The sequence below is a fragment of the Clostridium sp. JNZ J1-5 genome (assembly GCF_053901425.1).
This window is the reverse complement of sequence record NZ_CM132773.1, coordinates 1,994,310-2,006,374: the sequence shown is the minus strand read 5'-3', so window position 1 is coordinate 2,006,374 and position 12,065 is coordinate 1,994,310. Positions and strand designations below refer to the sequence as shown.

12 protein-coding genes are annotated in these 12,065 nt (G+C 29.1%); 5 read left to right on the top strand and 7 right to left on the bottom strand.

Annotated features, from left to right (window positions below; all coding sequences use genetic code 11):
* Positions 1-190: 190 nt before the first annotated feature.
* From gyrA to dnaA, 7 genes are all read right to left on the bottom strand, one after another.
* A complete protein-coding gene (gene gyrA / locus ACWW38_RS09785; protein WP_456257395.1) occupies positions 191-2,764 on the bottom strand; it encodes a DNA gyrase subunit A in 2,574 nt (857 codons plus the stop codon).
* Between the two features lie 22 nt (positions 2,765-2,786).
* Entirely contained in the window at positions 2,787-4,712 is a 1,926-nt protein-coding gene (gene gyrB / locus ACWW38_RS09780) for a DNA topoisomerase (ATP-hydrolyzing) subunit B (protein ID WP_456260448.1), read from the bottom strand.
* Between the two features lie 9 nt (positions 4,713-4,721).
* Positions 4,722-4,991 (bottom strand): extracellular matrix regulator RemB, encoded by a 270-nt coding sequence (remB, locus tag ACWW38_RS09775; protein ID WP_456257394.1) that lies wholly within the window; start codon positions 4,989-4,991, stop codon positions 4,722-4,724.
* Positions 4,992-5,014: 23 nt separating this feature from the next.
* Complete coding sequence (recF, locus tag ACWW38_RS09770; protein WP_456257393.1) at positions 5,015-6,097, bottom strand: DNA replication/repair protein RecF; 1,083 nt, start codon at positions 6,095-6,097, stop codon at positions 5,015-5,017.
* Positions 6,098-6,149: 52 nt separating this feature from the next.
* Positions 6,150-6,356: a S4 domain-containing protein YaaA gene (gene yaaA, locus ACWW38_RS09765; protein ID WP_456257392.1), complete on the bottom strand. Its 207-nt coding sequence runs from the start codon at positions 6,354-6,356 to the stop codon at positions 6,150-6,152.
* A 31-nt stretch (positions 6,357-6,387) separates the two neighbouring features.
* Positions 6,388-7,491: a DNA polymerase III subunit beta gene (dnaN, locus tag ACWW38_RS09760; RefSeq protein WP_456257391.1), complete on the bottom strand. Its 1,104-nt coding sequence runs from the start codon at positions 7,489-7,491 to the stop codon at positions 6,388-6,390.
* Between the two features lie 263 nt (positions 7,492-7,754).
* Entirely contained in the window at positions 7,755-9,104 is a 1,350-nt protein-coding gene (gene dnaA, locus ACWW38_RS09755) for a chromosomal replication initiator protein DnaA (RefSeq protein WP_456257390.1), read from the bottom strand.
* Positions 9,105-9,678: 574 nt separating this feature from the next.
* Between dnaA and rpmH the strand changes: the two genes are divergently transcribed.
* Genes rpmH through jag form a run of 5 tightly spaced genes read left to right on the top strand, consistent with a single transcriptional unit; the run spans position 9,679 to position 11,862 of the window.
* Positions 9,679-9,813: a 50S ribosomal protein L34 gene (gene rpmH / locus ACWW38_RS09750; protein ID WP_456257389.1), complete on the top strand. Its 135-nt coding sequence runs from the start codon at positions 9,679-9,681 to the stop codon at positions 9,811-9,813.
* Positions 9,814-9,869: 56 nt separating this feature from the next.
* Positions 9,870-10,211, top strand: coding sequence for a ribonuclease P protein component (gene rnpA / locus ACWW38_RS09745; protein ID WP_456257388.1), 342 nt, complete (start codon positions 9,870-9,872; stop codon positions 10,209-10,211).
* A gap of 2 nt (positions 10,212-10,213) precedes the next feature.
* Positions 10,214-10,423: a membrane protein insertion efficiency factor YidD gene (yidD, locus tag ACWW38_RS09740; protein WP_456257387.1), complete on the top strand. Its 210-nt coding sequence runs from the start codon at positions 10,214-10,216 to the stop codon at positions 10,421-10,423.
* 47 nt (positions 10,424-10,470) lie between these two features.
* The gene (gene yidC, locus ACWW38_RS09735; RefSeq protein ID WP_456260447.1) at positions 10,471-11,178 is read left to right on the top strand and encodes a membrane protein insertase YidC; all 708 of its coding nucleotides are present in this window, start codon (positions 10,471-10,473) and stop codon (positions 11,176-11,178) included.
* A gap of 54 nt (positions 11,179-11,232) precedes the next feature.
* On the top strand, positions 11,233-11,862 hold the full coding sequence (jag, locus tag ACWW38_RS09730; RefSeq protein WP_456257386.1) for an RNA-binding cell elongation regulator Jag/EloR: 630 nt from the start codon (positions 11,233-11,235) through the stop codon (positions 11,860-11,862).
* The last annotated feature ends 203 nt before the right edge of the window (positions 11,863-12,065 follow it).

The following is a 12,065-nucleotide window of genomic DNA, read 5'->3' as shown; positions in this document are numbered from 1 at the left end:
TATTAGTTCTAACTATATTTTTCGCATATTGATACTCCAGGTAATGTATACGTGTATTTATAAATAAATACACAAAAATTAAAGGCTTTGCATTTATGCAAAGCCTTTAATTTTATATAATATATCAATTATACTTTATTATAAAAACTTAGATTCTTTATAAATTTGTATATTTGAATATATATTATTTTTATTCTTCAGTGTAGTCATTACTATTTTCTTCTGTTTCATTTTCTAAGTTTTCTTCATTCTCATTATCTGCATTATCTAATTCTTCTATGATGTCTAAATCATTATCCACTGGTATGCTGCATTTCATATTATCATCTTTATTATTATCTTCCCCAGTAATGTTTACCTTTGCCATAGCTACAACTTTTTCTTCTTCTGTTGTTTTCATTAAAGTAACTCCCATGGCATTTCTACTTGTAGTAGATATATCTGATATATTTATTCTTATAGCTATACCATTAGTATTTATCAGCATCAATTCTTCTTCATTGCTAACTAATCTTGCTCCTATAACCTTTCCTGTCTTATCAGATATTTTATAAGTTATAACTCCCTTACCGCCTCTTTTTTGAAGGGTATATTCTTCTATATGGGTTCTCTTACCATATCCATTTTCACTTACTACTAAGAGTTCTTGGCTTTCATTAACTACTTCCATGCCGACAACTTCGTCACCTTTTCTTAATGTAATTGCTTTAACTCCGGAAGCAGTTCTTCCCATTGGCCTTACATCACTTTCATTAAATCTTATTGCATAACCATTTTTAGTTACATATATGATTTGGCAATCTCCTGTTGTAACTCTTACACTTATAAGTTCGTCGTTTTCCTTTAAATTTATTGCATTTAACCCATTCTTTCTTATTGAAGAATATTTGTCAAGGGAAGTTTTCTTTATAAGACCTTCCTTAGTTCCCATAACAAGATAGTTATCTTCTTTAAATTCATTAATATAAATTACTGCTTGAATTTTTTCATTTGATTCTATAGGTATTAAATTTATAAGATTAATACCCTTTGCTGTTCTGCCAGCCTCTGGTATTTGATAAGCTTTAAGCTGATATACTTTACCTAAGTTTGTGAAGAATAGGATATTATTGTGAGTAGTAGTAGTAATAATATGCTCAACAAAATCATCTTCTTTTGTTGACATAGCCTGTATTCCCCTTCCCCCACGTCTTTGAGCACTATAAGTTTCCATTGGAAGTCTTTTAATATATCCAGCATGAGTTAGTGTTATTACTACATCTTTTTCTTGTATTAAATCTTCCATGTTTATATAGTTATCTTCATCAGCTATTATCTCACTTTTTCTTTCATCACCGAACTTACTTTTTATCTCATTCAATTCATCTTTTATTATCTTTAATACTAATGCTTCATCAGATAATATCTCTTTAAGATATTTTATAAGTTCTATTAGTTTATTATATTCTTCTTCAATTTTTTCTCTTTCAAGGCCAGTAAGTCTTTGTAATCTCATATCTAGAATAGCAACTGCTTGCTTTTCCGAAAGTCCAAATCTTTCAATAAGACCTTGCTTAGCATCATTTGTTGTTTTAGAGCTTCTAATAAGTTTTATAACTTCATCAATATGATCTAGGGCTATTTTTAATCCTTCTAAGATATGTGCTCTAGCTAAAGCTTTATCTAAATCAAATTGAGTTCTTCTTTTTATAATTTCTTCTTGGAATGCTATATAATGCTTTAGTACTTGCTTTAAATTTAATACTTGTGGTTCACCATTAACTAGTGCAAGCATTATTATTCCAAAACTATCCTGCATTTTTGTATGTTTGTAGAGCTGATTTAGTACAACATTAGGATTTGCATCCCTTTTTAATTCTATAACAATTCTCATACCTTCTCTGTCTGATTCATCTCTAAGGTCTGAGATTCCATTTATCTTTTTATCTTTAACAAGATTTGCTATACTTTCTATAAGTCTAGCTTTATTAACTTGGTATGGTATTTCAGTAACTACAATTCTATGCTTTCCTTTTTCCTCTTCAATATCTGCCTTAGCTCTCATTAATACCTTACCACGGCCAGTCTCATAAGCTTCTCTTATTCCGTTTCTTCCCACTATGACTCCAGCAGTAGGAAAATCAGGTCCCTTTATTTCTGTCATCAACTCTAAGACTGAAACATCAGGATTTTCTATAACCATATTTATTCCATTTATAACTTCTGTTAAATTGTGCGGAGGTATGTTTGTAGCCATACCTACAGCTATACCTGAAGATCCATTTACAAGTAAATTAGGAAATCTTGATGGAAGTACTGATGGTTCTTGTTCTTCACCATCAAAATTTGGAATAAAATCTACGGTTTCTTTATTTATGTCTCTTAATAACTCAGGAGTAATCTTAGCCATTTTTGCTTCTGTATATCTCATTGCGGCTGCTCTATCTCCATCTACAGAACCAAAGTTACCATGACCATCTACAAGAGTATATCTAATTGAGAAATCTTGAGCCATTCTAACTAAAGCATCATATACAGCAGTGTCTCCATGTGGATGGTATTTACCAAGAACATCTCCGACTATTCTAGCACATTTTCTATAACTTTTTTCAGGTGTTAGCCCTAACTCATGCATAGAATATAATATTCTTCTGTGTACTGGTTTCAAACCATCTCTTACATCTGGAAGTGCACGACCAACAATAACACTCATAGCATAATCTATATAACTTTTTTTCATTTCTTGACTTATGTCTACCGGTAAAACATTACCTTCGTTGTTCATATCAACACCTCTTCTACTAACCTTATATATCTAAGTTAACAACTTTTTTAGCATTATCCTGTATGAACTCTCTTCTAGGTTCTACTTTATCCCCCATGAGAATTGTAAATATTTCATCTGCAACCATTGCATCTTCAATATTAACTTGAAGTAATGTTCTATTTTCTGGGTTCATTGTTGTATCCCATAGTTGTTCAGCGTCCATTTCTCCAAGACCTTTATATCTTTGTATATCAGTATTTTTATCTTTTCCACCTAATTCATTTAAAAGCTTCTGTAATTCATTATCTGAATAAGCATATTTAATTAATTTTCCTTTTTGAATTTTATATAAAGGTGGCTGTGCTATAAATACATGACCATTTTCTACTAGCTCTTTCATATATCTGTAGAAAAAAGTTAGTAATAAAGTTCTTATATGAGCACCATCTACGTCAGCATCGGTCATTATTATAATTTTATTGTATCTTATTTTTTCTACATCAAAATCTTTGCCTATTCCAGCTCCAAAAGCAGTGATCATAGACCTTATTTCATTGTATCCTAATATTTTATCTAACCTTTGTTTCTCAACATTCATTATTTTACCCTTTAACGGCAAAATAGCCTGAAATTGTCTATTTCTTCCTTGCTTTGCTGAACCACCTGCAGAGTCACCCTCTACAAGATAAATTTCACATTCTCCTGGATCCTTTGAAGAACAATCAGCAAGTTTACCTGGAAGTGATGTACTTTCTAAAACACTTTTTCTTCTTGTAAGTTCTCTAGCTTTCTTAGCAGCTTCTCTAGCTCTTGCTGCAGTTAATGATTTTTCTATTACAATCTTTCCTATAGCAGGATTTTCTTCAAGAAAATTACTAACACTATCTGCAACTATTGAATCAACTATACTTCTAACTTCTGTATTTCCAAGTTTAGTTTTAGTCTGACCTTCAAATTGAGGATCAGTAAGTTTTACTGATATTACTGCAGTTAAACCTTCTCTAGTATCATCACCAGATAGGTTTTTATCACTTTCTTTTAGATATCCATATCTTCTAGCATAATCATTTAAAACTCTAGTAAGTGCAGCTTTAAATCCAGCTAAATGAGTTCCTCCTTCAATTGTGTCTATATTATTAGCAAAGGAGAATATATTCTCGTTATAGGTATCATTGTATTGAAGTGCAAGTTCAACTATATAGTCATCCTTTTTGCCTTCTACATATATAGGTTCTGGATGGAGATTTTCTTTATTTCTATTTAGGTAGGATACAAATGATTTTATACCACCCTCATAATGAAATTCATCCTTTCTTTCACTTTCGCCTCTTTCATCAGCTAGAATAATTCTTATTCCTTTATTTAAAAATGCAAGTTCTCTCAATCTTTGAGCTAGTGTATCATAATCAAATTCTATTTCTTCAAATATTTCACCATCTGGAGTGAAGTGAACCGTTGTTCCATGAGCATCAATTTCAGTTTCTCCAACAATTTTTAGATCACTTGAAACTTTTCCTCTTGCATATTCTTGAGCCCATAAGTGTCCTTCTCTTTTAACTTCTACCCTACAATATTCTGAAAGGGCATTAACAACAGATGCTCCAACTCCGTGCAGTCCACCAGATACCTTATATCCGCCTCCGCCAAATTTACCTCCAGCGTGTAAAACAGTCATTATTACCTCTACTGCAGGTCTATGCATTTTAGGATGCATACCTACAGGCATCCCTCTTCCATCATCTTCTACTGTAATTGAATTTCCTTTGTGTATGTATACACTTATATTTTTACAAAAACCAGCTAAGGCTTCATCAATACTATTATCTACAATTTCATAAACAAGATGATGAAGTCCTCTAAGACCAGTACTTCCAATATACATACCTGGTCTTTTTCTAACAGCTTCTAATCCTTCAAGTACTTGTATTTGTGATTCATCATAACTTTGCTTGTTTTCCATGTATATCCTCCTAACTTACTCTTTAGGTTCATAGAACATATTTTCAGTTCTTTTAGTTAAAGTGGAAGAAGATATTGGCGATAGGTATATTTTGCTCTTTTTATCCACCTCAGCAACAATAAATGATTTTGCATTTTCTTTAGTTATTCTCTCTACGAAACCGTCTTCTTCTGCCATTCTTAAAAATTGAATAGTATCTGCACTATACATGGTAGTTTCTATATCAAATATTCCTATTATATCTTTCAATGGAACTACTACATTTTCTCCTAAATGTAAAAACATACGTATCCTCCCTTAAACAACTTTTAGATAACCGTTCCATTCTTCACATGATACATTTTCACATCATCATCCAAATAGTCCTTTATGTCAAATATTCCAGTACAAGTTACTATGGTTTGAACTTTTTTAATAGAATTTAATATATATTTTTGTCTATTCAAATCTAATTCTGATAAAACATCATCTAACAAAAGAACAGGATATTCCCCACTTTGCTCTTTTATTATTTCTAAAGATGCAAACTTAATAGATAATACAGCTGTTCTCTGTTGTCCTTGTGATCCGAATTTTCTTGTATCTATATTATTTATATTTATTAAAAAATCGTCTCTATGTGGTCCTATTGATGTCATTCCCTTTTCTAAATCTTTTTCTCTGCTCTCACTTAAAAGATTTAGAAGATTTGATTCTATATTATTAATTTCTCTTACTGGAGTAATATATTTAAGTTCTATTTCTTCATTGTCAGAAGTTATATCCTTGTGAATAATATTACCTTTTTCATTTAATTTTTGTATATATTTAAGTCTTTCTTTTATAATAAAGCTTCCAAACTTGCTCATTTGAATATCATATATATCTATGATATTTTTATCCTTACTCCATTTTCTTAAAGCAGAATTTCGATCATTTAATACTTTATTATACTGAACTAAACTATAATAGTATTTTTTATTCAATTTGCATAGCTCAATATCTATAAATCTTCTCCTATAGGACGGAGATTCTTTAACTATCTTTAAATCTTCTGGAGAAAATATCACAATATTAAAAATTCCCATAAGGTCAGAAATTGTATTTAGTTTTATAGAATTAACCTTTATACCTTTTTTTCCCTCCTTAAAAATTTTAATATCTATTTTTTTATCCAGTCGTTCTTTTGAGACATACAAACTAATATATGCTTCTTTAGCTCCCCACTTAATTAATTCCTTATCTTTATTTGTTCTATGGGATTTTCCAATGCTACAGTAATATATACTTTCAAGTATATTAGTTTTCCCCTGTGCGTTATCCCCTATAAAAATATTTATACCCTTGTTCAAGTTTAACGATAGTTGATCATAATTTCTAAAATTTAGTAAACTTAAATTTTTAATATACATAAAAACACCTATTTAATAATTATACCATAATATTGGAACTATTATCTTTCACTTAAATAATTTTATAAACTTCTCCTTCAAACTCAACAGTATCGCCTTTTACTAGCTTTCTTCCTCTTCTAGTTTCTACTTCTCCATTTACTTTAATTTCACTGTTCTGAATATAAAATTTAGCATCGGAGCCAATGGAGGCAATCCCAGACCATTTTAAAAATGAATCTAATTTTATAATCTCTGTATTTATCTTAATCTCTTTCATAATTTAAATCCTCCAAGGTAATTTAAATTTATTAATTGCTTAACAATCTAACTGGTAGTACTAAATACGTATAATTATTATTCTCTTTATTTTTTATTACACAAGGGCTAACACTACTTGAAAACTCTAAAACAATTTCATCTTCTTCAATTATTTTTAATACATCTATTAAGTATTTTGAGTTAAATGCAATTTGCAATTCATCTCCTTGCAAAATTATATTTAATTCTTCTCTCACTCTTCCCAATTGAGAATTAGATGTTATTATTAAGTTTTCATCTTTAATATCAAACTTTATTAAATTAGTATTTCCGTCTTTAGCCATCAAAGAAGCTCTTTCTATACAATTAAGTAAATCTGACCTTTTAGCAATAACTTTTAGATTGTATTCTTCTGGGATTATTGAATTATATTTTATAAACTCTCCCTCTAACAATCTTGATATAATCTTAGTTTGACCTAGATTAAATAAAATATGGTTAGGTGTAAATGTTATATTAACATTTTCATCTTCTTCGCTTAATATTTTTGAAACTTCACTCAAAGTTTTACCAGGTATAACAGCATTTATCATATCTTCGTTATCTATATTATTGCTTCTAAGTGCTAATCTATATCCATCTAATGCTACTAAATTAAGCTTTTTATCTCTAACTTCAAATAAAATTCCAGTAAGAATAGGCCTTGTTTCATCTTGCGCTATTGCAAAAATTGTTCCTTTTATCATATTTTTTAATATTTTTTGAGAAATACTAAAAATTATATTTTCATTTATCTTTGGTAAGCTAGGGAATTCCTCAGGATCCATGTGTATTAAGTTAAACTTAGACTTTTCGCAAACTATTTCAATTGAGTTATTTTCTACAGTCTTTATTTCAACATCACTATTAGGAAGTTTTCTTATTATTTCACCAAAAATTTTTGAGTCAACTACAATGCTACCTTCCTCTTCAACATCTGCTGATATCTTAGTTTCTATACTTAAATCTATATCAGAACCGATAAGGGTTAATTGATTTTCTTTAGCAGATATATACATTCCTTGTAATATAGGCATTGGTGATTTTCCAGTTACAGCTTTTTGAGATATTGATATAGCTTCTTGTAATTTGTTTTTAGTGCATATAAATTTCATTATATAGACCTCCTTTATCCACATTAAAATTTCATTAAATAAGATAAGATAATATTATTAAAATATAGTAGTAATAGTAGTAGGGAGTGTGAATATGTGGATAAGCATTTTAAACCAAGTAATCACGTGAAAATCTAAACAAAAATTATTGTGGATAAGTAGAGAATCAAAATCTACCTTTATCCACAATAATATACGAATTTAATATATCATAATTTTATCCACATTAAATTAAATAACTATTATAAACATATGTTTATGAATTATTTATTGTTTATTTTTTTAGTTAAATCATTTATAACATTTTTTAAAGATTCATCCTTTTTTAAATTAGTTGATATTTTTTCATAAGCATGAATTACTGTAGTATGATCACGTCCGCCAAATTCTTCACCTATCTTAGGAAGAGACATATCCGTAAGCTTTCTACTTAAGTACATAGCAATTTGCCTAGGGAAAGCTATGTTTCTAGTGCGCCTAGAGGATTTTAGTTCATCTATTTTTAAGTTAAAGTAGTTAGCAACTATATCCTGGATAAGGTCAATTGTAACTTGTTTATTTTGCTCGCTGGATATTATATCTTTTAGAGCTTCGGCAGCTAATTCCACACTAATTTCTTTATTAGTTAAAGAAGAATAGGCAACTATTCTTATTAAAGCTCCTTCAAGTTCTCTAATGTTAGATTTTATCTTATTAGCAATATAAACCATAACTTCATTAGGTATATTTAAATTTTCTACATCTGCTTTCTTTTTTAGGATAGCTATCCTTGTTTCAAAATCAGGTGCCTGGATATCAGCAATTAAGCCCCATTCGAATCTAGAACGAAGTCTATCCTCGAGAGTAGGAATTTCTTTTGGCGGCCTATCACTAGATAATATAATTTGCTTATCTGCTTCGTGAAGAGCATTAAAAGTATGGAAAAATTCTTCTTGAGTTCTTTCCTTACCTGCAATAAATTGAATATCATCTATCAATAGAACATCTACATTTCTATATTTATTTCTAAAATCAACATTTTTATCATCTTTAATAGAATTTATTAGTTCATTAGTAAATTTTTCAGAAGAAACATATACTACTTTTGCCTTTGGATTATTTTGCAATATGTAATGACCTATAGCGTGCATTAAATGGGTTTTCCCAAGACCCACACCACCGTATATAAATAAAGGGTTATACGCTTTGGCTGGAGCTTCAGCAACAGCAAGTGATGCTGCATGAGCAAATCTATTGCTATTACCTATAACAAAAGAATCAAAGGTGTATTTTGGATTTAAAGTAGAAGTCATTTCATCATTAGCTACTATATTGGTATCTTTTTGATTATTAGTAGATTTTTTCTCAGTATTAGAGTTTTCTTCTGACGAAATTAAGAATTCAATATTATATTTTTTAGAAGTAACAAGTTTAATGGCGTTAATAATTAAATCCTTATATCTACTCTCAAGAATGCCTCGTGTAAAATCATTCGGAACTTCTAATTTTAGAATATTTCCTTCTATAGAGAGTGGTATGATACTTTTAATCCATGTATTAAAACTTACTTCAGTAAGTTCGCCTTTGATTATATTTAAAGTTTTTGTCCATAGTTGTTCTAGTTGGGCATTCATTCTTTGGCCTCCAGTCTACTATAATAAAAAAATAAAAATTTTTTAGTGGTAATAATGTGCAATTAACAAAAAATGAACAACTTACTAACAACTTAATAGCCATTAGTATAGGTTGTTGACAAATAAATAAAAAAATATTCACATGTGCATAATATTGTTGAATTTAAAAAAATATAAAAATTATTAACAGAAAAAAAATATATATTATCAACAAGTAAAGTTATGAATAAAATAAGATAATCAGTCTAAAATTAAAAGATAAACATTGATTTTATAAAGAGTTGAACAAGTTATGCACAGAATTGTCCACAAACTGTGTATAACTAATATTAAAAACAAATTATCAACAATTCAACAATAATAATATCAAAAGAACAACTTGTATTCAAGGACTTATCCACAAAAAAATTTAAAAACAAAAAAATTATCAACAATAAAGCATAATCTTGACATTACTAAGGTGTATATATATAATTTAATAGTAAAACTACTTTTAGGACTAAAGACGCTATGAATTTACTAACTATTCATATAGAAGAGTTAAAGGCAGTTAGCTATAAGGAGGTGTATACCAATGAAAATGACTTATCAGCCAAAGAGAAGACAAAGAAAAAGAGAACATGGTTTCAGAAAAAGAATGAGTTCTTTATCAGGAAGAAACGTTCTTAGAAGAAGAAGACAAAAAGGAAGAAAGAAATTGACAGCATAAGGGCCGCTTTAGTGGCCTTTTTCTGCAATTGCAGAAAAAAAGGAGCACTTATATAAATGAAAAGAGAAAATAGGATAAGAAAAAATGCTGAATTTCGAAGAGTATACAGAAGAGGAAAATCATATTCTAATTATTTTTTAGTTTTATATATATTTACTAATAGCTTTAATGTTGACAAAAACAGAGTGGGAATATCAGTCAGTAAAAAAGTTGGAAATAGTGTAGTCAGAAGTAGAGTAAAAAGACTGATTAGCGAAAGTTACAGATTGAATAGTGAAAAGTTGAAAAAAGGATATGACTTAGTTTTTATCGCTAGGAATACTACAAAAGGAAAAAGTTATAATGAAATAGAAAATGCAGTTATAAACCTATTAAAAAAGGCAGGTTTATATGATTAATTATGAAAAAGATTATCATTAATTTAATAAAATTTTATAGAAAGTATATATCTCCTCTAAAACAGCCTAGCTGTAGATTTTATCCAACTTGTTCTCAGTATGCTATAGAAGCTATAGAAAAGTATGGAGCATTCAAGGGTGGGATTATGTCTATAAAAAGAATATTAAAATGTCATCCATTAAACCCAGGGGGATATGACCCGGTTAAATAATTTAAGGAGGTCTTGAATTGGAAATTTCTTTTATCAGTGGTTATGCAATGCTTGCACTTAAAACTAGCTGGTTGAATAACGCTTTTATTAAGTTTTTCACCAATATACATAGTGCTGTTCATGGCGTTATAGGTAATCCAAATATATCTTATGGGTTAACGATAATTTTAGTTACAATAATAATAAGATTATTATTATTTCCGCTAAATTATAAGCAAATAAGATCGCAAGTTATGTTAAATGAAATACAACCTGAAATTAAACAAATGCAGTCTAAATATAAAAATGATCCACAAAGACAACAACAAGAATTAATGAAACTCTATAAAGAGAGAGGGGTAAACCCATTAGGAGGATGTCTTCCTCTTTTAATTCAATGGCCTATCCTTATAGCTTTATATTATGTATTTAATAATTTAAGTACAATAGATCCGAATATAAATACTGTAACATTTTTAGGACTTCAATTAATGGGAAGAGCAACATCTAACCCAACAACTTGGATTTTACCAGTTTTATCTGGAGCATTAACTTACTATTCCACTATAATGATGACACCAAAAGGAAACAATGCTCAAGCTAAACAAACAATGACTATGGGAATAAGTATGTCTGTTCTAATAACGTTTATGAGTTTTAAATTTACATCAGCATTAGTTTTATATTGGGTAACAAATAGTTTGTTCCAAATAGGTCAAACACTACTTATGAAGAAAATGGAAGCTAAAAAAGTTGCAAAAGAGAAGATAAAATAGTGAATAGAAATTTGCCTTATTTTAAGAGTGGGAAGGGCAGGTGTCTTTAAAAACATGAGATGTATAGAAATGACAGGTAAAACTGTTGAGGAAGCAATACAAAATGCTTTAAAAGAGCTTAATTTAACCGAAGATAAAGTAGATATAAAGATAATCGATGAAGGTAGTAAAGGATTATTTAAAATATTTAAGGGTAAAGACGCAAGAATAGAAGTAACAATCAAAGAAGATTATAAAGAAGATGCAAGAAAATTTTTAAGAGATGTATTAAATTCCATGGGAGTATTAGCTGAGATAAAAGTTAAAGAAGAAAATAATGTTTTAAAGATAAATCTTATAGGACCTAACATGGGATTGATCATAGGTTATAGAGGAGAAACACTAGATTCACTTCAATATTTGGTAAGTTTAGTTGTTAATAGGAATAATGAAGGACCATATAAAAGGGTTAATTTAGATACTGAAAACTATAGAGCTAAGAGAGAAGAGACTTTAAAAAGACTTGCTGGAAAGATAGCTTTAAAAGTAAAGAAGACTAATAAACCTGTTAGACTAGAGCCAATGAATCCTTATGAGAGAAGAATAATTCATTCTGCCCTACAAAATGATTCATCAATAGTAACATATAGTGAAGGTGAAGAGCCATATAGAAAAGTTGTTGTTGATTTAAAGAAGAAAGCCTAGTGGCTTTCTTTTAATTTTATCTGATAGCTATTATCACTGGCTTCCAAGTTTAAATATACTTAGGATGTTAGAATTCTTATGTTTATCATAAGTAGCCATATGGAGATAGATAATCTACTCTAAGCTTTAAGTATAGTTTAAAATTCTACTTAAAGCTTACAATACTGTTTGTAAGAATAAAAACTTAGAAGTTTAGAAAGGAT

Bases quoted from the DNA above. Each gene is read 5' to 3' on its own strand.
- gyrA (WP_456257395.1), bottom strand. From the start codon at position 2,764: ATGAACAACGAAGGTAATGTTTTACCGGTAGACATAAGTCAAGAAATG.
- remB (WP_456257394.1), bottom strand. From the start codon at position 4,991: ATGTTTTTACATTTAGGAGAAAATGTAGTAGTTCCATTGAAAGATATA.
- recF (WP_456257393.1), bottom strand. From the start codon at position 6,097: ATGTATATTAAAAATTTAAGTTTACTAAATTTTAGAAATTATGATCAA.
- yaaA (WP_456257392.1), bottom strand. From the start codon at position 6,356: ATGAAAGAGATTAAGATAAATACAGAGATTATAAAATTAGATTCATTT.
- dnaN (WP_456257391.1), bottom strand. From the start codon at position 7,491: ATGAAATTTATATGCACTAAAAACAAATTACAAGAAGCTATATCAATA.
- dnaA (WP_456257390.1), bottom strand. From the start codon at position 9,104: ATGAATGCCCAACTAGAACAACTATGGACAAAAACTTTAAATATAATC.
- rpmH (WP_456257389.1), top strand. From the start codon at position 9,679: ATGAAAATGACTTATCAGCCAAAGAGAAGACAAAGAAAAAGAGAACAT.
- rnpA (WP_456257388.1), top strand. From the start codon at position 9,870: ATGAAAAGAGAAAATAGGATAAGAAAAAATGCTGAATTTCGAAGAGTA.
- yidD (WP_456257387.1), top strand. From the start codon at position 10,214: ATGAAAAAGATTATCATTAATTTAATAAAATTTTATAGAAAGTATATA.
- yidC (WP_456260447.1), top strand. From the start codon at position 10,471: ATGCTTGCACTTAAAACTAGCTGGTTGAATAACGCTTTTATTAAGTTT.
- jag (WP_456257386.1), top strand. From the start codon at position 11,233: ATGAGATGTATAGAAATGACAGGTAAAACTGTTGAGGAAGCAATACAA.